This window comes from Rugamonas sp. GW822-FHT03B10 (assembly GCF_058801745.1).
Genome location: NZ_JBXANP010000021.1, coordinates 37,489 through 63,754 on the forward strand (window position 1 = coordinate 37,489; position 26,266 = coordinate 63,754).

Annotated in this window: 24 protein-coding genes; 10 read left to right on the plus strand and 14 right to left on the minus strand. The window is 66.6% G+C overall.

Translation table 11 applies throughout. The features are described 5' to 3' along the window. Positions 1-24: 24 nt before the first annotated feature. Entirely contained in the window at positions 25-1,074 is a 1,050-nt protein-coding gene (locus AC1RQG_RS24135) for an NAD(P)-dependent alcohol dehydrogenase (RefSeq protein WP_493135319.1), read from the minus strand. Positions 1,075-1,231: 157 nt separating this feature from the next. Here AC1RQG_RS24135 and AC1RQG_RS24140 point away from each other — a divergent pair, with 157 nt between their 5' ends. From AC1RQG_RS24140 to AC1RQG_RS24155, 4 genes are all read left to right on the plus strand, one after another. Then, positions 1,232-2,440, plus strand: a complete 1,209-nt coding sequence (locus AC1RQG_RS24140) for an MFS transporter (RefSeq protein ID WP_493135321.1) — start codon at positions 1,232-1,234, stop codon at positions 2,438-2,440. A 182-nt stretch (positions 2,441-2,622) separates the two neighbouring features. Further along, complete coding sequence (locus AC1RQG_RS24145; protein ID WP_493135323.1) at positions 2,623-3,330, plus strand: DUF4386 domain-containing protein; 708 nt, start codon at positions 2,623-2,625, stop codon at positions 3,328-3,330. Positions 3,331-3,463: 133 nt separating this feature from the next. Then, on the plus strand, positions 3,464-6,142 hold the full coding sequence (gene mutS, locus AC1RQG_RS24150; protein ID WP_493135325.1) for a DNA mismatch repair protein MutS: 2,679 nt from the start codon (positions 3,464-3,466) through the stop codon (positions 6,140-6,142). After that, the gene (locus AC1RQG_RS24155; protein WP_493135326.1) at positions 6,139-7,164 is read left to right on the plus strand and encodes a hypothetical protein; all 1,026 of its coding nucleotides are present in this window, start codon (positions 6,139-6,141) and stop codon (positions 7,162-7,164) included. The genes mutS and AC1RQG_RS24155 overlap by 4 nt, the downstream gene beginning before the upstream one ends. A gap of 8 nt (positions 7,165-7,172) precedes the next feature. Here the strand turns inward: AC1RQG_RS24155 and AC1RQG_RS24160 are convergent, their stop codons facing one another. Beyond that, entirely contained in the window at positions 7,173-7,712 is a 540-nt protein-coding gene (locus AC1RQG_RS24160; RefSeq protein ID WP_493135328.1) for an FKBP-type peptidyl-prolyl cis-trans isomerase, read from the minus strand. A 113-nt stretch (positions 7,713-7,825) separates the two neighbouring features. On the opposite strand from AC1RQG_RS24160, the gene AC1RQG_RS24165 reads away from it, so the two are divergent. Both AC1RQG_RS24165 and AC1RQG_RS24170 read left to right on the plus strand, forming a co-directional pair. Further along, the gene (locus AC1RQG_RS24165; RefSeq protein ID WP_493135330.1) at positions 7,826-8,947 is read left to right on the plus strand and encodes a JmjC domain-containing protein; all 1,122 of its coding nucleotides are present in this window, start codon (positions 7,826-7,828) and stop codon (positions 8,945-8,947) included. Between the two features lie 24 nt (positions 8,948-8,971). Continuing rightward, the gene (locus AC1RQG_RS24170) at positions 8,972-9,448 is read left to right on the plus strand and encodes a DUF7931 domain-containing protein (protein WP_493135332.1); all 477 of its coding nucleotides are present in this window, start codon (positions 8,972-8,974) and stop codon (positions 9,446-9,448) included. A 248-nt stretch (positions 9,449-9,696) separates the two neighbouring features. Here the strand turns inward: AC1RQG_RS24170 and AC1RQG_RS24175 are convergent, their stop codons facing one another. The 10 genes from AC1RQG_RS24175 to AC1RQG_RS24220 form a co-directional block, all read right to left on the minus strand. Then, positions 9,697-10,050: a hypothetical protein gene (locus AC1RQG_RS24175; protein WP_493135334.1), complete on the minus strand. Its 354-nt coding sequence runs from the start codon at positions 10,048-10,050 to the stop codon at positions 9,697-9,699. A gap of 196 nt (positions 10,051-10,246) precedes the next feature. Next, a complete protein-coding gene (gene bamC / locus AC1RQG_RS24180; RefSeq protein WP_493135336.1) occupies positions 10,247-11,404 on the minus strand; it encodes an NlpB/DapX family lipoprotein in 1,158 nt (385 codons plus the stop codon). 92 nt (positions 11,405-11,496) lie between these two features. Further along, positions 11,497-12,375 (minus strand): 4-hydroxy-tetrahydrodipicolinate synthase, encoded by an 879-nt coding sequence (dapA, locus tag AC1RQG_RS24185; protein ID WP_493135338.1) that lies wholly within the window; start codon positions 12,373-12,375, stop codon positions 11,497-11,499. Between the two features lie 85 nt (positions 12,376-12,460). Then, positions 12,461-13,009 (minus strand): class I SAM-dependent methyltransferase, encoded by a 549-nt coding sequence (locus AC1RQG_RS24190; RefSeq protein ID WP_493135339.1) that lies wholly within the window; start codon positions 13,007-13,009, stop codon positions 12,461-12,463. Then, positions 13,006-14,208 carry a tryptophan--tRNA ligase gene (locus AC1RQG_RS24195; protein ID WP_493135341.1) on the minus strand — a complete coding sequence of 401 codons (1,203 nt, stop codon included), beginning with the start codon at positions 14,206-14,208 and terminating at the stop codon, positions 13,006-13,008. The genes AC1RQG_RS24190 and AC1RQG_RS24195 overlap by 4 nt, the downstream gene beginning before the upstream one ends. 6 nt (positions 14,209-14,214) lie before the next feature. After that, positions 14,215-14,871, minus strand: coding sequence for a site-2 protease family protein (locus tag AC1RQG_RS24200; protein WP_493135344.1), 657 nt, complete (start codon positions 14,869-14,871; stop codon positions 14,215-14,217). A 107-nt stretch (positions 14,872-14,978) separates the two neighbouring features. After that, positions 14,979-15,605, minus strand: a complete 627-nt coding sequence (locus tag AC1RQG_RS24205) for an L-threonylcarbamoyladenylate synthase (RefSeq protein WP_493135346.1) — start codon at positions 15,603-15,605, stop codon at positions 14,979-14,981. A gap of 42 nt (positions 15,606-15,647) precedes the next feature. After that, positions 15,648-16,529, minus strand: coding sequence for a protease HtpX (htpX, locus tag AC1RQG_RS24210; protein ID WP_493135348.1), 882 nt, complete (start codon positions 16,527-16,529; stop codon positions 15,648-15,650). Between the two features lie 92 nt (positions 16,530-16,621). Further along, entirely contained in the window at positions 16,622-17,455 is an 834-nt protein-coding gene (locus tag AC1RQG_RS24215; RefSeq protein ID WP_493135350.1) for a 3',5'-nucleoside bisphosphate phosphatase, read from the minus strand. A 99-nt stretch (positions 17,456-17,554) separates the two neighbouring features. Continuing rightward, on the minus strand, positions 17,555-18,433 hold the full coding sequence (locus AC1RQG_RS24220) for an alpha/beta fold hydrolase (RefSeq protein WP_493135352.1): 879 nt from the start codon (positions 18,431-18,433) through the stop codon (positions 17,555-17,557). 204 nt (positions 18,434-18,637) lie between these two features. Between AC1RQG_RS24220 and AC1RQG_RS24225 the strand changes: the two genes are divergently transcribed. Both AC1RQG_RS24225 and hslO read left to right on the plus strand, forming a co-directional pair. Beyond that, positions 18,638-19,162 (plus strand): gamma carbonic anhydrase family protein, encoded by a 525-nt coding sequence (locus AC1RQG_RS24225; protein WP_493135355.1) that lies wholly within the window; start codon positions 18,638-18,640, stop codon positions 19,160-19,162. Positions 19,163-19,167: 5 nt separating this feature from the next. Continuing rightward, the gene (gene hslO / locus AC1RQG_RS24230) at positions 19,168-20,130 is read left to right on the plus strand and encodes an Hsp33 family molecular chaperone HslO (RefSeq protein ID WP_493135357.1); all 963 of its coding nucleotides are present in this window, start codon (positions 19,168-19,170) and stop codon (positions 20,128-20,130) included. Between the two features lie 74 nt (positions 20,131-20,204). Here hslO and AC1RQG_RS24235 read toward each other — a convergent pair whose 3' ends face one another. Beyond that, a complete protein-coding gene (locus tag AC1RQG_RS24235) occupies positions 20,205-20,552 on the minus strand; it encodes a hypothetical protein (protein ID WP_493135359.1) in 348 nt (115 codons plus the stop codon). 158 nt (positions 20,553-20,710) lie between these two features. On the opposite strand from AC1RQG_RS24235, the gene AC1RQG_RS24240 reads away from it, so the two are divergent. Together AC1RQG_RS24240 and AC1RQG_RS24245 are read left to right on the plus strand one after the other, a co-directional pair. Next, positions 20,711-23,152 carry a TonB-dependent receptor gene (locus AC1RQG_RS24240; protein WP_493135361.1) on the plus strand — a complete coding sequence of 814 codons (2,442 nt, stop codon included), beginning with the start codon at positions 20,711-20,713 and terminating at the stop codon, positions 23,150-23,152. Then, positions 23,152-24,291 carry a glycerophosphodiester phosphodiesterase gene (locus tag AC1RQG_RS24245; RefSeq protein ID WP_493135363.1) on the plus strand — a complete coding sequence of 380 codons (1,140 nt, stop codon included), beginning with the start codon at positions 23,152-23,154 and terminating at the stop codon, positions 24,289-24,291. Before AC1RQG_RS24240 ends, AC1RQG_RS24245 begins: the two co-directional genes overlap by 1 nt. Positions 24,292-24,363: 72 nt before the next feature. Here AC1RQG_RS24245 and AC1RQG_RS24250 read toward each other — a convergent pair whose 3' ends face one another. Further along, positions 24,364-26,247, minus strand: a complete 1,884-nt coding sequence (locus AC1RQG_RS24250) for a methyl-accepting chemotaxis protein (RefSeq protein ID WP_493135365.1) — start codon at positions 26,245-26,247, stop codon at positions 24,364-24,366. Between the last annotated feature and the right edge of the window lie 19 nt (positions 26,248-26,266).

A 26,266-nucleotide genomic window follows, 5' to 3' on the forward strand; every position in this document is an offset into this window, starting at 1 on the left:
GCGGCCGCCCCTGCGGAGACCGCGTCAGGCCGCCAGGCTGGCGCTGTCGATCACGAAGCGGTACTTGACGTCGCCCTTGAGCATGCGCTCGTAGGCGGCGTTGATTTCGTCGGCCCGGATCAGTTCAATGTCCGCCACGATGCCGTGACGGGCGCAGAAATCGAGCATCTCCTGGGTTTCCGGTATGCCGCCGATCATCGAGCCGGCCAGCGTCCGGCGCTTCATGATCAGATCGAACACCTGGGGCGACGGGTGCGGCGTGGCCGGCGCGCCGACCAGCGTCATGGTGCCGTCGCGCTTGAGCAGGACCAGGAAGGCATCCAGGTCGTGCGGCGCGGCCACGGTGTTGAGGATGAAATCGAAACTCTTGGCATGTGCCGCCATTTCCGCCGCATTGCGCGACACCACCACTTCATCCGCGCCGAGCGCCCTGGCGTCATCGCGCTTGGACTCCGAGGTGGTGAAGGCCACCACGTGCGCGCCCATCGCGTGCGCCAGCTTGATCCCCATATGACCCAGGCCGCCGATGCCGACCACGCCGATCTTCTTGCCCGGGCCGGCGTTCCAGTGCCGCAGCGGCGAGTAGGTGGTGATGCCGGCGCACAGCAACGGCGCCACGGCGGCCAGGTCCCGCTCCGGATGGCCGATGCGCAGCACGAAGCGCTCGTGCACCACGATCTGCTGCGCGTAGCCGCCCATGGTCCAGCCGGGCTGGTCGGCGGTGGGGCCGTTGTAGGTGCCGACCATGTGGTCGCAATAGTTTTCGAGGCCGTCCTCGCAATCGGCGCAATGCTTGCAACTGTCAACCATGCAGCCGACACCGACCAGGTCGCCCACCTTGTGGCCGCTCACGTGCGCGCCGACGGCGGCGACACGGCCGACGATCTCGTGGCCGGGCACGCAGGGAAACTGGGTGCCGGCCCATTCCGCGCGCACCGTGTGCAGGTCGGAATGGCAGACGCCGCAGAACGCGATCTCGATCTGCACGTCATGCGCGCCCGGTGCGCGGCGGGTGATGTCCATCGACACCAGGGGTTGGTCGCCAGCGTGGGCGCCATATGCTTTCACCTTCATGCGATACTTCCTTTCGTTCATCAATACCGATTGGCGCATCTTAACGACAAAAGCGGGCGCGAAACGAGCCCGATTTTGCATGGGCTTATGAACTGGATTCATGAATACCACCTTCAGACCATGACACAAATTGATCAATGAGAATGGCCCCAGGTCCATGACGGCGCGCTGGCTGCTGCCCGCCGGCGCCAGCGCTGCCGCCCTGGCGCTGCTGCAAGGACGTTCGCTGCGGGCGTTCGCGGACGGCTATGTCGCCGTGCTGCTGCCGGCCTACCTGATCGCGCTGGGCCTCGATACCTGGACGGTGGGCCTGGTCGCCACCGCCACCCTGCTCGGTTCGGCGCTGGCCACGCTGGCCATCGGCGCGTGGGGCCACCGCGTCCACCACGGCCGCCTGCTGCTGGGTGCAGCCGTGCTGATGGCCGCCACCGGCTTCGCGTTCGCCGCCAGTTCCTCGTTCTGGCCGCTGCTGCTGGTCGCCTTCGTCGGCACGCTCAATCCCAGCGCGGGCGACGTGAGCCTGTTCCTGCCGCTCGAACATGCGCGCATCGCCGAGTCGGCCGACGACGAAGCGCGCACGGCGCTGTTCGCCCGCTACAGCCTGCTCGGTTCCCTGCTGTCGGCATGCGGCGCGCTGGCCGCCGCGCTGCCGGCCCACCTCGCCGCATGGACCGGCATGTCGGCGCTGGCCGCGCTGCGCTGCATGTTCGTGCTCTATGGCCTGATCGGCTGCATGGTGTGGCTGCTCTACCGCAAACTGCCCAAGCCGCATGAGGAGACGCGCAAGACGCCGGCGCCACTGGGCCCATCGCGCGCCATCGTGATGCGCCTGGCCGCGCTGTTCTCGGTCGACTCGTTCGCCGGCGGGCTGGTGGTCAACGCGCTGCTGGCCTACTGGCTGTTCCAGCGCTTCCACCTGTCGCTGGCCGCTGCAGGGCAATTCTTCTTCTGGTCCGGCCTGTGCTCGGCCGCCTCGCAACTGGCCGCACCGCTGCTGGCGCGGCGCATCGGCCTGCTCAACACCATGGTGTTCACCCACATCCCCGCCAGCGTGTGCCTGATCGCGGCCGCGTTCACGCCCAGCCTGGGCGCCACGCTGGCGCTGCTGATCGTCCGCTCGCTGCTGTCGCAAATGGATGTGCCGGCGCGCAGCGCCTTCGTGATGGCCGTCGTCACGCCGGAGGAGCGGGCGGCGGCGGCCAGTTACACGCTGGTGCCCAAAAGCCTCGCCTCGGCCGCCGCGCCCAGCATCGGCGGCGCGCTGTTCGCCGCCGGCCTGCTGGCCGCGCCGCTGGTGGCCTGCGGCGTGCTGAAAATCGCCTACGACCTGGCCATCTGGCGCAGCTTCCGCCGACACCAGCATTGAATGAAGGCGCGGCGCGCATCCTCGCCCGCCCCGGAAATTTATCGAATTAACATCAGAATTCAGTTGCATATCTGTCACGTGTCAGATATTCTTTACACGTGATATTAATGAAAGAACGCATGTTCTGGCGAAGATCCGCAGGCCGCCAGCCATGCCACCCCCACCGCAACTGGAGAATGCGCATGAATACGATGAACAAGAACGCCCGTATCGCCGGCCTGGTCTACTTGTTGCTGATCCTGATCGCACCGTTTCGCCTGATCTACATCCCCGGCAAGCTGTTCGCCGATGGCGATGCGGCGGCGACCATCCACAACATCGCCAGCCATGAAATTCTGTTTCGCCTGGGCCTGGTGGGCGACCTGGTGACGGCCGCCGTCAGCCTGCTGCTGACCTACACCCTGTACCGTCTGTTCAAGGATACCGACCGCCATGCCGCCCTGCTGATGCTGATGCTGGGCTTCATGGACACGCCGCTGTATTTCTTCAACGCCATGAACGACATGGCCGTCCTCGTCCTCGCGCACGGCGCCGACTTCCTGTCCGGCTTCAACGCGGCCCAGCGCGACGGGCTGGCCATGCTGTTCCTGCGCATGCACGGTCTGATGACCAACGCGTCGGAGATCTTCTGGGGCCTGTGGCTGTTCCCGCTGGCGCTGCTCGCGCACCGCAGCGGTTTCATCCCCCGCTTCGTGGCCATCTGGCTCACCGTCAACGGCTTCGCCTACCTGGCGCTCAGCTTCACGGGCTTGCTGCTGCCGCAGTATAACGACACGGTCGCCAACGCGGCCTTCCCCTGCCAGCTGGGCGAGGTCGCGTTCATGCTGTGGATCCTGATCAAGGGGGCGCGACCACGGCTGGCGGCAATGCAGGGTGCCAGGGCAGCTTGACGGGAACCGGCGGTGTCGCGCGGTGCACGATGCACCGCTATGCGTCCCCCGAACGCGGTAAAATGCAGGGTTAATCGCGCGCCAGCCTGCGCTGCCGCAAAACCAGACTCATCGCACCGCCGAAAAAGAACCAATGACCACCGTCCCCAACGAAATCAACGCCGCCGCCGTCAAGAACAGCCCCACCGAAAAAGTGACCCCGATGATGCAGCAATATTTGCGCATCAAGGCCGAGCATCCGACGATGCTGGTGTTCTACCGCATGGGCGACTTCTACGAGCTGTTCCACGAGGACGCGGAGAAGGCGGCGCGCCTGCTGGGCATCACGCTCACGGCGCGCGGTTCGCAGGGCGGCCAGCCGATCAAGATGTGCGGCGTGCCGTTCCATTCGCTGGAGGGCTATCTGGCCAAGCTGGTCAAGATCGGCGAGTCGTGCGCCATCTGCGAGCAGATCGGCGATCCGGCCACCAGCAAGGGTCCGGTCGAACGCAAGGTGGTGCGGGTGGTCACCCCCGGCACGCTGACCGACGCCGACCTGCTGCCGGAGAAGGCCGAGCGCCCGCTGCTGGCCATGTGCCTGATCAGCCAGCGCAAGGTGGTCACGGCCGGCCTGGCGTGGCTGTCGCTGGCCAGCGGCGCGCTCAAGCTGATGGAATTCTCGGGCGACAGCCATACGGTGAACACCCGCATGCAGCAGGAGCTGGAGCGCATCGCGCCGGCCGAGATCCTGCGCGGCGATAACGCGGACCTGTTCGAGGACACCACGATCTGCCACGTGAACCGCGTGCCGGACTGGCACTTCGACGTGGTCAGCGGCCACAAGGCGCTGCTGGACCAGTTGGCCGTGGCCACGCTGACCGGCTTCGGCGCCGACGGCCTGGGCGCCGCGTTCGGCGCGGCCGGCGCGCTGCTGCGCTACGCCCAGTCGACCCAGGGCCGCGGCCTGCAGCACGTGCGCAGCCTGACGACGGAGACGGAGAACGAATTCATCGGCCTGGACGCGGCCACCCGCCGCAACCTGGAGCTGACCGAAACCATCCGTGGCCAGGAGTCGCCCACCCTGTTCTCGCTGCTCGACCACTGCCGCACGGCCATGGGTTCGCGCCTGCTGCGCTACTGGCTGCACCACGCGCAGCGCGCGCAGAGCGTGGCGCGCGCGCGCCACGAGGCCATCGGCGCGCTGGCCGCCAGCGACGTCGCCGGCGCGCTGTCGGCCACGCTGGCGCAGGTGCCCGACATCGAGCGCATCACCACCCGCATCGCGCTGCTGTCGGCGCGGCCGCGCGACCTGGCCAGCCTGCGCGACGGCTTGCAGCAATTGCCGGCCCTGCGTCACGGCATGCAGCGCTGCCTGACCGGCGCGGCCGACAGCCTGCTGGCGCAAACCCATGCCGCCCTGTCGACGCCGGAGGACTGCCTGGCGCTGCTGGTGCGCGCCGTGGCGCCGGAACCGGCGGCCATGGTGCGCGACGGCGGCGTGTTCGCGCGCGGCTTCGACGCGGAGCTCGATGAACTGCGGGCGCTGTCCGAGAACGCCGGCCAGTTCCTGGTCGACCTGGAGACGCGCGAGCGGGCCCGCACCGGCATCGCCAACCTGCGCGTCGAGTACAACAAGGTGCATGGCTTCTACATCGAGGTCACGCACGGGCAGACCACCAAGGTGCCGGACGACTACCGCCGCCGCCAGACACTGAAGAACGCGGAGCGCTACATCACGCCAGAACTGAAGGCCTTCGAGGACAAGGCCTTGTCGGCGCAGGACCGCGCGCTGGCGCGCGAGAAGCTGCTGTACGACCAGCTGCTGGCCGACCTGGCGCCGCACATCGGCACGCTGCAGACGATCTCGCAGGCGCTGGCGCGGCTCGACGCGCTGACCGCCCTCACCCAGCACGCGCTGCGCCACAACTGGTGCGCGCCGCAGCTGGTGGCCGAGCCATGCATCAACATCACGGAAGGCCGCCACCCGGTGGTGGAGGACCAGATCGAGCGCTTCATCGCCAACGACTGCCGCTTCGTCAACGAGCGCCGGCTGCTGCTGATCACGGGCCCCAACATGGGCGGTAAGTCGACCTTCATGCGCCAGGTGGCGCTGATCACACTGCTGGCCTACGTGGGCAGCTATGTGCCGGCCACCAGCGCCGTGATCGGCCCGATCGACCGCATCTTCACCCGCATCGGCGCCACCGACGACCTGGCAGGCGGCCGTTCCACTTTCATGGTCGAGATGACCGAGGCGGCCGCCATCCTGAACGGCGCCACCGAGCACTCGCTGGTGCTGATGGATGAAGTGGGCCGCGGCACGTCGACCTTCGACGGCCTGGCGCTGGCCTGGGCCATCGCGCGCCACCTGATCGACACCAGCCGCAGCTTCTCGCTGTTCGCCACCCACTACTTCGAACTGACGCAGCTGCCCGAAAGCCATCCGACGGCGGCCAATGTGCACCTGTCGGCCGTCGAGCACAAGGACAGCATCGTGTTCCTGCACGCGGTGCAGGACGGCCCGGCCTCGCAGAGCTACGGCTTGCAGGTGGCGCAGCTGGCCGGCGTGCCGCAGCCCGTGATCAAGGCCGCCCGCAAGCATCTGGCGCGGCTCGAGGCGCAGGCGCTGGACGCCACGCCGCAGCTGGACCTGTTCGCCGCGCCCATGGTCGATGCGGACGACGAGGCCGTGGCGCCCGCCGCCGACATCAACCCGGCAGTCCAGACCCTGCTCGACGCGCTCGACGCGCTCGACCCGGACGCGCTGTCGCCGCGCGAAGCGCTGGAGCGTCTGTACGAAATCAAACGCCTGGCGCAACCGGCCCTGGCATGATGCGCCGCGCCGCCCCGCCGTTGCCTCGCGCGCTGGCCGCCACGCGGACGTCGACGGCGGCGCTGACCGTCGCACTGGCGGCGTTGGCCGCGTTGTCGGCACCAGCCGCGCAGGCCGGCGGACGCGCCAGGCCGGCCGCCACGAACGCCGCCGCGCACCCGCGCGGCGCGCCGTTCCAGTTCAGCGTGATCGGCCACGCGGTGGCCGGCGACGAATCGGCGCAACGGCGCGTGCTGGCCGACGCCGGCGCCGCCGGCCCCGCGTTCATCGTCGCCACCGGCATCAAGGCCGGCGAGGAACCCTGCAGCGACAAGCTGTATGGCCAGCGTCGCCAGCTGTTCAACGAAGTCGAAGTGCCGTTGATCGTGTCGCTGGCCGGCAGCGACTGGACCGCGTGCCTCAATTCGGCCGGCCGCTCCAACGCCATCGAACGCCTGAACCGGCTGCGCGAATTGCTGTTCACGGACAGCCAGTCGCTGGGCGCGCGCCGCCTGACGCTCACGCGCCAGTCGGCCACGGCCAAGTTCCGCAGCTACGCCGAGAACGCCCACTGGGATTACGGTAACGTGCTGTTCGCCACCATCAACCTGCCGGCCAATAACAACCACTTCCGCCCCGAGGCGGGCCGCAACAGCGAATACGAAGACCGGCTGGTGGCCAACCGCGCCTGGCTGCACCGGCTGTTCGCGCTGGCCGAGCACCGCAAGCTCGATGGCCTGGTGCTGTTCTCGGACGGCGACATCGGCCTGCAGGCGGAGAAGAGCTTCTCGCTGCTATCGGGCTTCCTGCCGAAACAGGACGGCTTCGCCGAGCCGCGGCGGCAGATCCGCAACCTGGCGGAGCAATACAAGGGGACGGTGCTGCTGGTGGACGCCCAGGGGACGGGCAGTGAGCCGGTCATCAACTGGCACGGCAAGGTGGGGCACTTGAGCCTGGCCGCCGACTGGGCCGAGGTGCGCGTCGCGCCCGGCGCCGCCACCCTGTTCATGGTCAAGGGCGGCAGCGCCGACGCGGCGCAATAAGCTGAAGCTTAGTGGATCGGGTGGATCGCGACGTGGTCGCCGTCCTCGCCCTCGTCACCGTCGTCGCCGTGGTGGTGGCCATGGGCGCCGTGCACGTGCTCGTGGGCGATTTCCTCATCGGTGGCGGGGCGCACTTCGGCCACGCTCAGCGAGAAGCGCAGCGCCATGCCGGCCAGCGGGTGGTTACCGTCCAGCACCACCTTGTCGTCCGCGATGTCGGTCACGGTGAAGATCATGGCTTCCTCGTCGGCGCCGTCGGGCATGCCTTCGAACTGCATGCCCACTTCCAGCGGCTCGGGCAGGCGGCTGCGGTCTTCCACCTTGACCAGGGCCGGGTCGTAATCGCCGAACGCGTCCTCCGGCTCGATCTGGATGATGGACGAATAGCCCACTTCCTTGCCGTCCAGCTCCTCCTCGATTTTTGGCAGGGTGTTCTCGTAGCCGCCGTGCAGGTAAACCATGGGCTCGCGGCCGTCTTCGATCAGATTGTCCTGCGCGTCGGACAGTTTGTAATGCACAGTCACGACCATGTTCTTGGCAATCTTCATTGTTGTATCCTTTCTTTAATGAGCAGGCAAATTATACAGGCTTGCCTTGCGCCGCACCGGAAAAGCCGCATCGCGAAGCCGCCGCCGCGCGGGCGCGATTGTTATAATGGGGCATGAAAAAATTACCTCTCCTCGGCAACATCACGCCCGCCCAGTTCCTCAGCGAATACTGGCATAAAAAACCCCTGTTGATCCGCCAGGCCATCCCCGGCTTCAAGCCGCTGGTCAGCCTCGACGCGCTGCAAGCGATGGCCACCAAGGACCACGTGGAGTCGCGCCTGGTGACGGCCACCGGCGGCCACTGGAACATGCAGCACGGCCCGCTCGAACACCTGCCGCCGCGCACCCAGAAGGAATGGACGCTGCTGGTGCAGGGCGTCAACCTGCACGACGCCAAGGCCGACGCGCTGCTGCGCCAGTTCCGCTTCCTGCCCGACGCGCGCCTGGACGACCTGATGATCAGCTTTGCCACCGACGGCGGCGGCGTCGGCCCCCACTTCGATTCGTACGACGTGTTCCTGCTGCAAGCGCAAGGCCAGCGCCGCTGGCGCATCGGCCCGCAGAAGGACTTGAGCCTGATCGAGGGGCTGCCGCTCAAGATCCTGTCCAAGTTCAAGCCGAACGAGGAATTCGTGCTGGAGCCGGGCGACATGCTGTACCTGCCGCCCCACTACGCGCACGACGGCGTGGCCATCGGCGACTGCCAGACCTATTCCATCGGTTTCCGCTCGCCGTCCTACCAGGAGCTGGGCGAAGCGTTCCTGCAATTCATGGCCGACTCGATCGACCTGCCGGGCCGCTACGCCGACCCGGCGCTGGAGCCGACCAGCAAGCCGGCCGAGATCCCGCGCCACATGCTGGACACCGTGGCCGACGAGCTGAACAAGGTGCGCTTCACGGAGGACGACGTCACCATCTTCCTCGGCGAGCACCTGTCCGAGCCCAAGCACAACGTGTTCTTCACGGGGCCGGCCAAGCCGCTCGCGGTCGGCAAGTTCGCCGAGGCGGCCGCCAAAAAGGGCCTGGTGCTGTCGCGCAAGACGCAGATGCTCTACCGTGGCAAGCACGTGTTCATCAACGGCGAATCGTTCGCCATCGGCCGCGCCGACAAGGTCACGCTGGAGGCGCTGGCCAACCAGCGCGCGCTGGCCGGCGCCGCCATCGCCGGCGCGTCCGACGACGTGATGGATGCGCTCTACACCTGGTACCAGGACGGCTGGATCGAACTGGCCTGACCGGCCCCCACACAAGGAGATTCCGTGGACAAGCAAACGCGCGCGTTCTCGACCCGTCTGGAATTCGAACAGCTGGTGCAACTGTGCCTGTCCCGGGCCCGCCACCAGCTGCAACTGTTCGACCCGGACTTCGCGCTCTGGCAACTGGGCAGCAGCGCGACGGACGCCGTCCTGCGCCGCTTCCTCACGGGCGGCGGCAAGCTGCAACTGGTGGCGCACAGCAACGCCCACCTGCAGCGCAACGCGCCGCGCTTCCTGCGCCTGCTCAAGGACTTCGGCCACGCCATCGAGTGCCGGCTGACGCACCAGAGCCTGCGCCAGCTGACCGATTCGTTCTGCATCGGCGACGGCCAGGACCAGGTGCGGCGCTTCCACGCCGACCACCTGCGCGGCGAGGCCGTTTTTGGCTCGCCGCCCGACACACAAGTCTGCGCGGAACGCTTTATTGCCATCTGGCAGGAGTCTTCCCCCGGTTTACACGCAAGTGCAACTGGATTATGAGCCAGATCAAGGTAAAATACGGGGTGCGCGATTGAATGCCGGTGATGGGTGATGATTTCGTCCCATGGGGTTTGAGTCGAAATGTTGCGATAACGCAAAATAGTTATAAAAAACGATTGATTACGCTATTGCGACGCACCAAAAATCGCTATAATATTCGGTTAGGAAGTTTCCGTTGTCTGGCAGGCACCTTATGGTACGAAAAGCCTTCGAAGACGACCTAATGAGCGATAATTACCGGTAATTATTCATCGCAACAATGTTGTTTTTAATTTTGAATTAATTAAGGAAAACCCCATGAAAAAATCCCTGCTGATCGTCTCCCTGCTGGCTGTTGCTCTGGCTGCTTGCTCGAAAAAAGAAGAAGCTCCTGCCGCTCCTGCTCCAGTAGCCGCTCCTGAAGCCGCTGCTCCTGCCGCCGCTCCTGCCGCTCCTGCCGCTGACGCTGCTGCTCCTGCCGCTTCGGCTGCTGCTCCTGCAGCTTCGGACGCTGCTGCTGCTCCTGCCGCTTCGGCTGCTTCGGCTGCTTCCGCTGCTTCGAAGTAATCAGCTTGTGTAAAGAAACCGGTCCTCGGGCCGGTTTTTTTACGCCTGAACTTCAAGAGACCGGCTCATGGGCCGGTTTTTTTTCGCCCATACAAATGCTATTGCCGTACGTCATGTCTTCACTATAGTTCAGGCAGTTTCAGAATCAAGGCAAGCGGCGCAAAAAAAAACCGGGGTCAGGTCATGCGATCGCGCAAGATGCGCGATCGCATGACCTGACCCCGGTTTGGTGCTGCGCGGGGACGCTGGCCGTTATTTCAACTGCTCGTGCAGCAGGGTCAGGATCTTCTCCGCCACCGGGCCCGTTTCCGGCTTGCCGGCGTTGTTGAGCACCGTGACCAGGCTGTCGCTGCCCGTGCCCGCCTTGACGGCGATGCGGTAGCGCTGCGCTTCCTTGTCGGCCTCGGATTCGCCCCAGCTGAACAGCTTGCTGAAGAAGCCCTTGGTCTCGCCGGCGTCCTGGTTCACGTACCGCACGAAGTACATGCCCTGGGTGCGGTCGCGGTCTTCCACCGTGAAGCCGGCGCGGTCCAGCGCCAGGCCGACGCGGCGCCAGGCCCGGTCGAAGCCCTCGTCCACCGACACGGCGCGCCCGGCGCCCGCGCCCACCAGCGAGGCGTGCTGCGGCTGGACGATGGCGTTGGAGACGGCCGTCTTGGCTTGCGCGTCTTCCGTGCTGCCCAGCTTGGTCATCAGGCGCGCCAGGAATTGCGCCTCCAGGCCCGGATCGTTGGGACGGGCGGTCCACATCGTCGATTCCTTCTGGGCGCCCGTCACCACTTCCTGCACGCCGCGGTGGCTGATGTAGATCTCGGTGCTGCCATCGGCCGCCCGTTCGAGGCGGGTGCGGAACTTGTCGCGCTCGCCGCTCGAATAGAGGCCGTCGAACACCTTGCCCACCGTGCTACGGATGAAGTCCTGCGGAATCTTGGCCCGGTTCTCGTTCCATTCCGTCTCCATGATGCCCGCCGTCGGCATGTCCAGCGCCAGCGTGAAGCCCGAATCCTCCCAGAACTGCTTCAGTTGCGGCCACAGTTGCTCGGGCGTCTGCTTGACGACCAGCCAGCGCTGGTTGCCGGCCCGCTCCACGCGGATGTCGTTCATGGCGGCCGGCGCCACGGCCGTGCCAGCCTGCACGGAGACGGCCGGTCCGTTGCCCTTCTGGGCGTTGTAGCCGGACGCGGTGGCCACGCCGTTGGCCGAATCGGGCAGCGAGTAGCGGTTGTCCTTCTGCAATTGCGTCAAATCCGGCGGCACGTCGAGCGTGCTGGCCTTCTTGGCGGACTTGTAGTCCACCTTGTCATTGCCGACGACGGAGCCGATCATGCCGCAGCCGGTCAAACTGGCCATCAAGGCGCCCACGATCAGGGCGCGCTGCGAGGAAATAGATGCTGTCTTGCGAATAGTCATGTCGTTACTGGTTAAGAAGCTGGATGACAGCTGGGATCAGAGTGGAGAGCGAACCGCGTGCGGCACGCGGTTCACTGACGGTGAATAGCCAGTTACGGCAGGATGCCCGCTTCGCGCAGCGCCGCGCGCACGGCGTTGTGGTACTCGCCGGCCAGCGGCACCAGCGGCAGGCGTATGCCGGCCGGCATCATGCCCATCTCGGCCAGCGCCCACTTGACGGGCACCGGGTTGGGCTCGACGAACAGTTTCTGGTGCAGCGGGAACACCTTGTTGTTGATCTCGATGGCCTTGGCGATGTCGCCCTCCATGGCGGCCTTGCACATCTCGTGCATGGCGCGCGGGGCCACGTTGGCCGTCACCGAGATGTTGCCCTTGCCGCCGGCCAGCATCAGGGCCATGGCCGACGGATCGTCGCCCGAATAGACGGCGAACGACTTGGGCGCCAGGCGCAGCAGGTCCAGGCCACGGCCGATGTTGCCGGTCGCGTCCTTCACGCCGACGATGTTGGGGATGGCGGCCAGGCGCAGGATGGTCTCGTTGCTCATGTCGGCCACGGTGCGGCCGGGCACGTTGTACAGGATGATGGGCAGGTCCACCGCTTCGGCGATGGCCTTGAAGTGCTGGTACATGCCTTCCTGGGTAGGACGGTTGTAGTACGGCACCACCAGCAGCGCGGCGTCGGCGCCCGCTTCCTTGGCGTAGCGGGTCAGCTCGATCGCCTCGGCGGTCGAGTTGCCGCCGGTGCCGGCGATGATGGGGATGCGGCCCTTGGTGTGCTCGACCGCCGCCTTGATCAGCGCGCAGTGCTCCTGCACGGTGACGGTGGCCGATTCGCCGGTGGTGCCGACGATCACGATGCCGTCCGTGCCTTCAGCGATGTGCCAGTCGATCAGCTTGTTCAAACCCGGGAAGTCCAGACTGCCGTCTGCGTGCATCGGGGTGACGATTGCTACTATGCTGCCCTTAATCATAGGAAACCAATTGCATAAAGGATTAAAACAACGATTGTAGACGATAGCCCGCGCCTGTGGTGCATCGCCACCTACAAATCACTGTTCAAAATGGCGGCAACAGGGCCGCCACGCGGGGAAAGTCCGGCTTGACGGCGCACAAGCGTTGCACCATCGCAGGGTTAGGCGCTTCTACCACGCCATCCTCGAACGCGACGACGCGCAACTCGTGGTCGCGCGCCAGGTTCAGCAGTTCGCCCGCCTGCAACAAAAAGGCGGGATTGGATGGCTTGCCGAACTGGGCGTTACCGTCGGCGAAAGTTTCGTAAATCAGCACACCGTTCGCCGCCAGGCTGTCCACCATGGACGCCAGCAACGGCCGGTGCAGGTAATTGGTGACGACGATGCCGGCGAAGCGGCCGGGGCCGAACGGCCACACGGCGTCGTCCGCCTCGAGGTCCACCTCCGACGTGACGATGCCGGGGCCGGCCGCGGCGGCCAGCGCGGCCGGGTCGCGGTCGACCGCGATGACGGCGTGCTCGAGCGCGGCCAGGTGGCGCGCATGGCGGCCGCTGCCGCAGGCCAGGTCCAGCACCTCGCCGCCGGGGATCAACGGCGCGTAGCGGCGCACCCAGGGGGAGACGAAGTCGCTCATGCGTAGGCCAGCCCCATCGCTTCGCGCACGTCGCGCATGGTTTCCTGGGCCAGCTTGCGGGCCGCGTCGTTGCCGTCGGCCACGATGGCGCGCACCAGCGACGGGTCGTCCAGATACTGCTGGGCGCGCTCGTGCATCGGCTCCTGTTCCTTGACGATGGCGTCGATCACCGGCTGCTTGCATTCGATGCAACCGATGCCGGCCGATTTGCACCCCTTGACCACCCATTCCCTGGTGGCCGGGTCGGAATAGACCTCGTGGAATTGCCACACCGGGCACTTGGCCGGGTCGCCCACGTCCGTGCGGCGCACGCGGGCCGGATCGGTGGGCATGGTGCGCACTTTCTTCGTGACCACGTCCTTGTCCTCGCGCAAGGCGATGGCGTTGCCGTAGCTCTTGGACATCTTGCGCCCGTCGAGGCCCGGCAGGCGCGAGGCGGCCGTCAACCGGGCCTGCGGCTCGACCAGGATCAGCTTGCGGCTGCCCTCCAGGTAGCCGAACAGGCGCTCGCGGTCGATCATCGACAGGCTCTGGGCGTCGTCGAGCATGGCCTTGGCCTGTTCGAGCGCGTCGTCCTTGCCGTCCTGCTGGTATTCGGTGCGCAGTTCGTTGTACAGCTTGGCGCGTTTGCTGCCCAGCTTCTTCACCGCCTCCTGCGCCTTTTCCTCGAAACCCTTCTCTTTGCCGTACAAGTGGTTAAAACGGCGCGCAATTTCGCGCATCATCTCGATGTGGGGTACCTGGTCCTCGCCCACCGGCACCTGGCTGGCGCGGTAGATCAGCACGTCGGCCGCCTGCAGCAGCGGGTAGCCGAGGAAGCCGTAGGTGGCCAGGTCGCGGTTGGACAGGTTGTCGATCTGGTCCTTGTAGGTCGGCACCCGCTCCAGCCAGCCCAGCGGCGTGGCCATCGACAGCAGCAGGTGCAGCTCGGCATGCTCGGGTACCTTGGACTGGATGAACAGCGTCGACTGCGAGGGGTCGATGCCGGCCGCCAGCCAGTCCACCAGCATGTCCCAGGTGCTGCGCTCGATGATGGAGGGGTCGTCGTAATGGGTGGTCAGCGCGTGCCAGTCCGCCACGAAGAACAGGCACGGCAGCTCGGTTTGCATCTTGATCCAGTTTTTCAGCGCACCATGGTAATGGCCAAGGTGCATGGCACCGGTGGGGCGCATGCCGGAAACGACGCGATCAGGGTACATAATGGGTCAACTTAAAAGTAGGGAAAGCGGTGTGAGCAGCATACGCAGGACGAATTCCGTCAACATGGCGAGCGGCACGACAAAGAAATTGAGAATTTTGAAGTATATCAAGGCCAGCACGATGTAAAAACCGTACGGCTCGATGCGCGCGAACTTGTACGCCATGCCGTGCGGCAGCACGCTGGTGAGGATGCGGCCGCCGTCGAGCGGCGGGATCGGCACCAGGTTGAAGGCGAACATCAGGATGTTGGTCAGGATGCCGGCCTGCGCCATGCGCACGAAGAACGGCTCCGTCACCCCGGCGGCCGCTTCCAGCAGGGCCAGGATCATCCAGCCCAGCGCCATCACGAAGTTGGCGGCCGGACCGGCCAGCGCCACCCAGGCCATCTGTTTCTTCGGGTTGCGCAGGGCCGAGAAGTCCACCGGCACCGGCTTGGCGTAGCCGAACACGAATTTGCCGTCCGTGGCCAGGTACAGCATGATGGGGATGACGATGGTGCCCAGCAGGTCGATATGCTTGAGGGGGTTCATGCTCATGCGGCCGGCCAGGAAGGCCGTGCTGTCGCCGAAATAGCGGGCCGCGTAGGCGTGGGCCGCTTCGTGCAGCGTGATGGCGAACAGCACCGGCAGCGCGTACACGAGGATGGTTTGGTAATCGTTCATGGGGTGGATTTTATCAGAGCGGCAAAACCGCCATTGGAGCGGGCGCCCCTTAAAGCGGGGTTAAGCCCGGCGCGGGGGCTGGGGTGGGCGCCCATGGATAGGCCGAACTACAGGCCGAACATGGCCGCGTCGCCACGGCCCTGGCGCACCAGCTCAGGCTCGCTGCCGCTCAGGTCGATCACGGTGGTGGGCTCCAGGCTGCAGGCGCCGCCGTCGACGATCAGCTCGATCTGCTTCTCCAGCCTCTCACGGATGTGGTCGGCCTCCGTCAGCGGCGTGTCGTCGTCGCCGGGCGGGATCAGCGTGGTGCCCAGCAGCGGCTGCTGGAGCTCCTCCAGCAGCGCCTGCACGATGGCGTTTTCCGGCACCCGCAGGCCGATGGTCTTGCGCGACGGGTGGCTCAGGCGGCGCGGCACGCACTTGGTCGCCTCCAGGATGAAGGTGAACGGCCCCGGCGTGGCCGCCTTGAGCAGGCGGAACTGGCGGTTGTCCACGCGCGCGTAGACGCCGATCTCGCTCAGGTCGCGGCACAGCAGCGTCAAATGGTGCTTCTCGTCGATGCCGCGGATGCGGCGCAGGCGCTCCACGGCCGACTTGTCGTCCAGATGGCACACCAGCGCGTAGCAGGAATCCGTGGGCAGCGCGACGATGCCGCCGCTGTGGATGATCTGGGCGGCCTGCTTGATCAGGCGCTGCTGCGGATTGTCGGGGTGGATCTGGAAAAATTGACTCATATGCCAGTCATGGGGCGCCCAGGCGCCGCGCTGTTGAATTGCTCACAATTGTACGCTACGCAAGGCCGCGATCCGCTGCTCGAACGGCGGGTGGGTGGAAAACAGCGCGCCCCAGCCGCCGCCGGCCGTGATGCCGGACGCCGACAGCGACTGCGGCAGCGCGCCCGGCTCCATGCCGCCCAGGCGGGCCAGCGCGTGCTGCATGGGCAGGCTGCTGCCCAGCAGGCGGGCCGAGCCGGCGTCGGCGCGGAACTCGCGCTGGCGCGAGAACCAGGCCACGATCAGCGAGGCGGCCAGGCCGAACACGATCTCGCACACGAACACGGTGACCGTGTAGCCGATGCCGGGGCCGCGCCGCTCGTCGTCGCCCTTGAGCAGCACGCGGTCGACGAAGTAGCCGACCACGCGCGCCAGGAACACGACGAAGGTGTTGACCACGCCCTGGATCAGGGTCATGGTCACCATGTCGCCATTGGCCACGTGGGCCATCTCGTGGCCGAGCACGGCCTCCACCTCGTCGCGGTTCATGCTCTCCAGCAGGCCGGTGGACACGGCCACCAGCGCCGAGTTCTTGAACGCGCCCGTGGCGAAGGCGTTCGGCTCGCCCTCGTAGATGGCCACTTCCGGCATGGCCACGCCGGCCCGCTCGGCCAGCGCCTTGACCGTGTTGACCAGCCACAGTTCGGTGGAATTGGACGGCGTGTCGATCACGCGCGCGCCCGTGCTCCACTTGGCCATCGGTTTGCTGATCAACAGGGAAAAGATGGCGCCCGTGAAGCCCACCACCAGCGAGAACGCCAGCAGGTTGCCCAGATCCAGGCCGCCGTTGACGCCGGGACGGCCGATGCCGAGCACCGACAACACGATGGACAGCACCAACAGCACCGCGAGGTTGGTGGCGATAAACAGAACGATGCGTTTCATGAGGGTTTTCCCTGTGCCAATGCCGAAATCATAACGAACCTATAAAATACGGGCGAACACCGGGAAATACAAGATGATGGTAACTATCGGCCTCAAAACCAGTCGTGCCAGATGGGCGTCACGTTGGCCGGCAGCGGCGGCAGCTGCGCGAAATCGACGCGCGCCTCGCCCGGCGCATGGAAGTCGGTGCCGCGCGAGGCCAGGAAGCCGTACTGGTTGGCCAGTTGCGCATAGACGGCGTACTGGTCCGGCGTGTGGCTGCCCGTCACCACTTCGATGGCCGTGCCGCCCAATTGCTTGAACTCGTCGAACAGCACGCCCTGGGCCATCTGGTTGAACTTGTAGCGGCCCGGGTGGGCGATGACGGCGATGCCGCCCGCGCCCCGGATCCAGCCGACGGCGTCCGCCAGGCTGGCCCAGCTGTGCGCCACGTAGCCGGGCTTGCCTTCGGTCAGGTATTTCTTGAACACGTCGGGCACGTTGGCGCACACGCCGATTTCGATCAGGTAGCGGGCGAAGTGGGTGCGCGACATCAGGTCCGGGTTGCCCACGTACTTGAGCGCCCCTTCATAGGCGTCCGGAATGCCGACGGCCGCCAGCTGGACCGCCATCTCGCGCCCGCGCGCGTCGCGCCCGGAACGGGTGCGGCTCAGGCCGGCCAGCAGGGCCGGATTGGTTTCGTCCACCTGCAGGCCGACGATGTGCACCGTCTCCTTGGCCCAGGTGATGGAGATTTCGACGCCGGACACGAAGCGCATGCCCAACTCCTGTGCGGCGACGCGGGCGGCGGCCACGCCGTCCACCTCGTCGTGGTCGGTCAGCGCCCACACGTCCACCCCCGCCTTGCGGGCATGGGCCGCGACGGCAGACGGCGCGAGCACGCCGTCGGAAACGTTGGAATGGCAATGCAGATCGACTTTTAACATACGAAAATCAGGCCTGGCTGGGGCAGTATCGAAAGGTTCATTGTACGCTGCTTGCCACCCGGCCGTTAGCGCTGGCGTAAGTCCTGCACGGCTTTGTTTTCAGGCCAGGAATTCCTCGATCATGCGGGCCAGCACCTCGGGCTGGTCGTGGTGCAGCATGTGGCCCGCATCGTCCATCATCTTGCACCGAACGTCGGCCAGATGACCGAGCCGGCGGTCGATTTCGATGCGCGCCTCGGGCTTCGGCCCCATCCAGTCCCACATATTGGTATCGACGGCCTCCACCCACAGCACGGGCGCCGTGATGGCCTTCCAGCACGCCATCACCTCGTCCACATGGTAGAGCAGCGGCCCCATGCGCTTATGGGCCGGATCGCCGAGGATCTCCCACTGCCCCGCCGCGTTCCGCGCCGACCAGTGCTGGGCCAGGAAGGCCGCGCGCGCGTCGGTCAGGCGCGGGTTGGTCTTTTGCAGCCGGGCCGCCACCGCCTCCAGCGAGTCGTAGCCGCGCATGGTGGGTGGCGCCAGCATTTCATCCATCCATTTGGCGTAGCGCTTGGGCGCCTGCTCGGGCCGGTTGGCCTTCAGGCCGAAGCCCTCCAGGTTGATCAGGCGCCGGATGCGCTCGGGCCGCGCGCCCGCGTACAGCCCCACCACGTTGCCGCCCATGCTGTGGCCGAGCAGGTTGATGGCCTCGTCGGGCGCGTAATGGCGCAGGATGGCGTCGAGGTCGGCCAGGTAGTCGGGGAACCAGTAGGTGTCGGCGCCGGAGCGCTCGGACAGGCCGAAGCCGCGCCAGTCGGGCGCGATCACGTGCCAGTCGCCCTGCAGGGCGTCGACCACGAACTGGAACGAGGCCGACACGTCCATCCAGCCATGCACCATGACGATCTTGGGCGCGCCCACCCGGCCCCAGTGGCGCACGTGGTAGCGCAGGCCGCGCACATTCAGGAACTCGGAACGGGATGCTGTATGCATGATGATCTGCCTTGAAATGGGTGCGCATGGCGCAATATGGGTGGCTTGCCAGCCGGAAAGCAAAATAATAGCACGACCGTTCGCATCGTGTGCGCCTATGCCCGCGTCCGCGCCGCGCCATCCCGTGATCGACCGTTTTTTAGCGGGAACGGGTGACCGCAGCGTAAAATAGCGCCATCCCGTTGCTCTCTACCAAGGTATCCCATGACTATCTACCAACTGGGCGAACACACGCCTGAGATCGCCGCATCCGCCTTCATCGCCGACACCGCCAGCGTGATCGGCAAGGTCACCGTCCACGACAACGCCTCCGTCTGGTTCGGCGTGACGATCCGCGGCGACAACGAGCGCATCACGATCGGCGAGAACAGCAATGTACAGGAATCGACCATCATGCACACGGACATGGGCTACCCGCTGACGGTGGGCCGCAAAGTCACCATCGGCCACCAGGCCATGCTGCACGGCTGCACCATCGGCGACGGCGCGCTGATCGGCATCCAGGCCGTGGTGCTGAACGGCGCCGTGATCGGCAAGGGTTGCCTGGTGGGCGCCGGCGCGCTCGTCACCGAGGGCAAGCAATTCCCGGATTACTCGCTGATCATCGGCGCCCCGGCCAAGGCCGTGCGCACGCTGACGGCCGAAGAAATCGAGCGTCTGCAAGGCAACGCGGACAACTACGTCCAGCGCGGCCAGATGTTCAAGACGCAACTTAACAAGATCGGATAAGGAATATGAGCATTACCCCGATGAGCACCACCCCGGACACCCTGCAGAAATTCATCTTTGAAAACGCCGCCGTGCGCGGCGAGTTCATCGATATTTCCGCCACCTGGCGCGAGGTGTTGTCGCGTCACCACTACCCGGCCGCCGTCAAGCAGCTGCTGGGCGAGATGGTGGCCGCCGCCGCGCTGCTGTCGGCCAACCTGAAGTTCAACGGCTCCATCGTCATGCAGATCCATGGCGACGGCCCGGTGCGGCTGCTGGTGGTCGAGTGCGACGCCGAACTGCGCCTGCGCGCCACGGCCAAGCTGGCGCCGGACGCGGCCATCGCCGACGGCGCCAACCTGACGGCGCTGCTGAATGAACACGGCAAGGGCCGCTTCGCCATCACGCTCGACCCGGCCGACAAGGTGCCGGGCCAGCAGCCATACCAGGGCATCGTGCCGCTGGACGGCGACGACGTGGCCACCGTGATCGAAAACTACATGCTGCGCTCGGAACAGCTCGACACCAAGCTGTGGCTGGCCGCCAGCGACGACGCGGCGCGCGGCCTGCTGCTGCAAAAGCTGCCCAACCACGGCGGCAAGGCGGAAGCCGAACCGCTGTCGCAGGAAGAAGCGCTGGAAACGTGGAACCGCGCCGTGATCCTCGGCTCTACGCTCAAGCGCGAGGAATTGCTGGAGGCGCCGATCGACGTGCTGATGCAGCGCCTGTTCTGGGAAGAGACGATCCGCGTGTTCGATCCCGTGCACCCGTCATTCCACTGCACGTGCACGCGCGAAAAAGTGGGCAACATGCTCAAGATGCTGGGCCGCGAGGAGGTCGACGGCGTGCTCGCCGAGCTCGACCACGTGGGCGTGCACTGCGATTTCTGCGGCCAGCACTACGAATACGACCGCGTCGATTGCGCCCAGCTGTTCACCAGCGACGCGCCGGTCGAAGTGCTGATCCCGGCGGGCGAAGCCAAGCACTAACACCGCCAACACCGGGGTCAGGTCATGTCATCGGGCAAGATGCTCGATGGCATGACCTGACCCCGGTTTGTCGTTTACCAGTGCACGCACTTGATGGGCGCGATATCGACCGCGCCCAACGTCTTGCCTGAGCCCGCGCGGCTCAGGTTCACTTGCTCGATGCAGCTGCCGGGGAAGATCCGCTGCTGGCTGCGCGTGCACACGATGGCCGGCGGCTGCGCCTTGCCGTCGCAATAGAACCCCTCCGCCGCCATGCGCACCAGCGCCTGCTCCATCGGCATGCCGGGCGTGACCGTGCCGGCCACGAAGGTGGAAAAACGGTTCTGGTCCACCGTGTAGCATCCCGTCAGCGTCATCGCCACCGCGACCACCGCCAGCCTCGCCTTCGCGCGCATCGTCACCCCGCCTTGCATGAATGTCATTGGGCGCAGTGTACGAGCGCCCCGCCCGCTTGTCCAGCCGCGCGCCGGGCCGATGCGCGCGCCCGCTCCAGCCGTCGTCATCATGGCGTCACACAGACTGCCTATCATCCGCCGCGTTGCAGTTCCCACAATCTTGGCATACACGACAAGGCACTACGATGAATCGCACGACTCCCCGCGCCCCCGCCGGCGCCATGGTCTCCTGCCTGGCGGCCCTCAGCTTCCCCCTGCTGGCGATGAGCGTCAACGTGGCCTCCGCCATGGCCGACATGGGCCGGCCCGACAGCGCCGCCCTGATCGCCGCCGACAGCACGGCCAGCGCCGCCGACTTCGCCACCGAGGCGGCCGCCGCCGTCGGCCCCATCACGACGGTGGAAATCGCCACCCGTAAGACGCGCTCGTCCGTCGCGCTGGGCAAGGCCGACATGCAGAAGATCCTGCCCGGCGTGAATCCGCTCAAGGCGCTGCACACGCTGCCCGGTGTCAGCTTCCAGACCGCCGACCCGTGGGGCAACAACGAGCAGAACCTGTCGCTGTTCGTGCACGGCTTCTCGGGCCAGCAACTGGGCTACACGATGGACGGCGTGCCGCTGGGCGACCAGCAGTACGGCAACTACAACGGCCTGTCGCCGCAGCGCGCCGTCATCAGCGAGAACGTCAGCAGCGTGATCCTGTCGTCGGGCGCCGGCGACCTGGCCACGGCCTCGACCAGCAACCTGGGCGGCACCATCGAAACCTTCTCGGCCGACCCGCTGGCCACGCGCGGCGCCACCGTGCAGCAAACGGTGGGCAGCCAGCGCACCTCGCGCACCTATGCCCGCTTCGACACGGGCGAGTTCGGCGACGGCAACAGCGCCTACCTGTCGGCCATCCACCACGAGGCGCGGGCCTGGGACTTCGACGGCCGCCAGGGCGGCGACCAGGTCAACGCCAAATACGCGCACCGCGCCGACGCGGGCAAGCTGACCGTGTTCTTCAACTATTCGGACAAGATCGAACCGAACGAGGACAGCACGGTCCACGTGGCCGGCGAGAAGAGCGCACCCTACACGCGCCCCTTCCTGTACCCGGACTTCGCGGCCGCGCTGGCCTACCTGTCGCCCACCGGCGCTACCCCGGCCGCCGACGGCAACAACTACCGCAACTACTACAGCGACGCCCAGCGCACCGACTACCTGACCTACGCGAAATACGAGGCCAACCTGAGCGACGCCACCACCTGGTCCAACCAGGTCTATTACCACCATGACGACGGGGTCGGCGTGGTGGCCGGACCGATCGGCGTGGCCGGCCTGCCCGGCCTGTTCAGCGTCTACTACCCGAACCAGAACCTCAAGCAAGTGTTCGGCAACTCTGGCTACGCCACCCGCACGACAGAATACGCGATCAACCGCGCCGGCCTGCTGTCGACGGTGCGCATGGAGCTGGGCGAGCATCAGGTGCAGGCCGGCCTGTGGCTGGAGCACAACCGCTCGGAAGCCTACCGCCGCTGGTACGCGCTGGACGTGAACCATCCGAGCTCGCCATACGACCGCCCCAGCGATCCGCTGATCACCCAGTACGGCAGCGAGATCAACAACAAGGTGGCGCAGCTCCACCTGCAGGACGAATGGCGCGTGCGGCCCGACCTGGCGCTGCTGGCGGGCTTCAAATCCAGCCTGCAATTCGCCGAGGGCAATTACCCCGTGCAGCCGGCCAAGGGCGCCATCGCCAACGGCTCGCCGGCCCTGCCGGTGGGCGAGATCATCACCAAGAAATGGTTCCTGCCGCAAGCGGGCGCGCGCTGGGACATCAGCGCCCGGGACCAGTTGTTCGTCAACGTGCAGAAGAACATGCGCCAGTTCGTCACCTACGGCGGCGGCGGCGCGTCGCCGTGGAGCCTGGCCAGCCAGCAGGCGTTCGACCTGTTCAAGGCCACGGCCAAGCCGGAGACCTCGGTCACGTACGAGGCCGGCCTGCGCAGCAACCGCACGCTGCCATCGGGTCCCGTGACGGCCATCGACAGCCAGATCAGCCTGTACCACGTGGACTTCAAGGACCGCCTGCTGCAGATCAGCCCCACGCCCGTGCTGCTGGCCATCATCGGCGGCAACCCGGTGCTGGCCAATGTGGGCAGCGTGAAGACGGACGGCATCGACCTGTCCGCCACCGTCCACTTCGGGCGCGCGTTCTCGTTCTACGATGCGCTGTCGTACAACCATTCGACCTACTCGGACAACTACAGCAACGGCGCGGCCATCGTGCCCACGGCCGGCAAGTCGGTGCCGGGCAGCCCCGAGTGGATGAACAAATTCGTCGCCACGGCCACCGTGGCCGACATGGAATTCCAGCTGATGGGCGACTACGTGGGCAAGCGCTACGCCACCTACACCAACGACTTGAGTGTGCCCAGCTACTTCCTGCTGGGCCTGGGCGTGTCGGGCAAGCTGCCATTCCTGAACGGCGGCGTGGTCAAGAACGCGCGCTACCGCGTCAACGTCAGCAACCTGCTGGACCGCGAAGGCAGCCTGAACGTGGTGGTGGGCGCCGCCGACAAGACCTACAACACCTTCCCGATCGCCCCGCGCCAGGCCTTCTTCACCGTGATGGCGGACTTCTGATGAGCACGATCTTCTTCCCCACCCGCTTGTCGCGCCGCGGCTTCCTCCACGCGAGCGCCGCCGCCACCGGCTGCGCGCTGCTGGCGCCGGCCGCCGCGCTGGCCGTGCCTGGGCTGACGACGGCGCCAGCCAGGCCGCTCGTGTTCGGCCACCGTGGCGCCAGCGCGCTGCGGCCCGAACACACGCTGGCCTCGTACGCGCGCGCCATCGCCGACGGCGCCGACTACGTGGAGCCCGACCTCGTGTGCACCAGGGATGGCGTGCTGGTGGCACGCCACGAAGCGAACCTGACGGAGACGACCGACGTGGCCAGCCGCGCCGAGTTCGCCAGCCGCCGCGCCCGCAAGACCATCGACGGCGAAGCGCACGAAGGCTGGTTCGTCGACGACTTCACGTTCGCCGAACTGAAAACGCTGCGCGCCGTCGAGCGCCTGGGCGAGGTGCGCCCCGGCAGCGCCGGCTACAACGGCATGTTCCAGGTGGTGAGCTGGGAGGAGATCATCGACTTCGTGGCGGCCGAGTCGGCCGCGCGCGGGCGCGTGATCGGACTGGTGCCGGAACTGAAAAGTTCGACCTACTTCGCCAGCGTCGGCCTGCCACTCGAGGATCGCTTCCTCGCCATCCTGGGCGGGCACGACTACACGCGCCGCAACCCGGTCGAGATCCAATCGTTCGAAGTGGCCAACCTCAAACACCTGCGCGGCAAGCTGGGCCGGCGCGCCAACCTGCGCCTGATGCAGCTGGTGGTGCCCGACGCCGTGCGTCCCAGCGACGTGGCGGCGGCCGGCGGCACGCTGACCTTCGCCCGCATGTGCACACCGGAAGGCCTGCGCGACATCGCCGCCTATGCCGACGTGGTGGCGCCGCCCACGCGCGCCATCATTCCACTGGCCAAGGATGGCAAGCTGGCCCAGCCGACGTCACTGGTGGACGATGCGCACCGCGCGGGATTGCGGGTGGAACCATGGACCTTCCGTCCCGAAAACCGCTTCCTGGCGGCCGATTTCCGCGACGGCGCGGGCGACAACGCGCGCAACGAAGCGGGCTCGGTGGCCGAGATGCGGCGCTACCTGGCCACCGGCATCGATGGCTTCTTCACGGACGACCCCGCGCTTGGCCGGCGCGCGGTGGACGCGTAAAAAAAAACCGGGGTCAGGTCATGCCGACACGCAAAATGCGGGAAGGCATGACCTGACCCCGGTTTTTGCGCGCTAGAAGCGAACGAAGTTGCCCTCGTCCGCTTCCGCCGCATGGGCGACCCTGCCGCCACGGCCACCAACGTTGCTGGCCGGACGGCGCTCGGGACTGCCGCCGCGGCGCGGCGCGGCATGCGTCTGCCGGCCGCCGCCCAGTTTGAAGAACGACATGGTCTGCTGCAACGTCTCGGCCTGGCCGCTCATTTCCTCCGACGTGGCCGCCAGTTCCTCCGAGCTCGACGCGTTCTGCTGCGTGGTCTGGCTCAGCTGGCCCACGGCGCTGTTGATCTGCCCCACGCCCGACGATTGCTCCTCCGACGCGGCCGTGATCTCCTGCACCAGGTCGGACGTCTTGCGGATGTTGGGCACCATCTGATCGAGCAATTGTCCCGCCTTCTCGGCCAGCTCCACGCTGCCGGTGGCCACCTGTTCGATTTCCTGCGCCGCCAGCTGGCTGCGTTCGGCCAGCTTGCGCACCTCGGCCGCCACCACGGCGAATCCCTTGCCGTGCTGGCCCGCGCGGGCCGCCTCGATGGCCGCGTTCAGCGCCAGCAGATTGGTCTGGTAGGCGATGTCGTCGATGATCTGGATCTTCTTGGCGATCTGCTTCATGGCCGCCACGGTCGAGCGCACGGCCTCGCCGCCCTCGACCGCCTCGCGCGCGGCCTGGCTGGCCATGCCGTCGGTGACCTTGGCGTTCTCGGTGTTGGCGGCGATCGAGGCCGTCATCTGCTCGATGGCGGCGCTGGTCTCCTCCGCGCCGGCGGCCTGTTCGCTGGCCGCCTGCGACAGGGTTTGCGCGGTGGCGCTGATTTCCTCGGACGCGCTGGCCAGCGCCTCGGCGCTGCTGTTGACCTCGGCCACCACCTGGGCCAGCTTCTGCACCGTGTTGTTGCAGTATTGCTTGAGCTGACCGAACGCGCCCGCATAGTCCTTCTCGATCGCGCAGTCCAGCTCGCCTTCGGCCACGGCGGCCATCATGCGCACCACGTCGTCGATGCTGGCGCCGGTGGTGGTGATGAGGTTGTTCAAGCCCTCGCCCATCTCCTTCTGGAAACCCTGCATGCCGGCCAGGTCCACCCGCGCCTCGAAGTTGCCTTGGTTGGCCGCGCTCACCACCCGGGCCTGGCTGTCGATCACCTGGCGCAGGCTGGCGACCATGTGCTGCATGGCGGCCAGCAGCTTGCCCGTCTCGTCGCGCGCATCGCTTTGCACGTCGATCGCCAGGTCGCCGCGGGCCAGCGTCTCGGCCACCGTGACGGCGCGGTTGATGGGACGGGTGATGCTGAACGTGATCAGCACGCCGGACGCGATGGTCAGCAGCACCGCCACGCCCAGCGTGACCAGCACGCGCGACTGCGCCTCCGCGCTCACCTCCGTCATCTTGACGTCGGCCTGCTTGAGCGTCTCGTCGGTGCGCGCGGTCAGGCTGGCCAGCGCGGCCGAAATGGGCTTGTCGGCGCCGGCCACGGCCTTGTCCAGCTCGTTGGGTTTGTCGGTCTTGGCGCGCATGGCGACCAGGGTCTGCATGTCGCGGCGGTAGGCGGCGGCCCCCTCGCGCAACTGGTTCATCAGCTTCTCTTCCTCGGCGTTCAGCGCGCCGATGGCCTTGTAATCGTCGGCGACGCGTTCCACCGCCGCCATGTCGTTGCCGAATTTCTGCGCATAGTCGCCGCCGCGCAGGATGAAGTTCTTGAAGTGGTGGATGCCGTCGCCGAGCGCGATGTTGCCCCGGTTGACGGCGTTGCGCTTGGCCAGCGCATCGAGCTTGATCGATTTCCACTGCGCGTCCATGGCCGCCGTCTCCTGGATGGCGATCCAGCCCAGCAGCAACGACAGCAAGGTCAGCAAAAAGAAGGCCATACCCAGCCGGGTACCGATCCGTACATTCGACAACATTGACGTCTCCTCGTAGAGT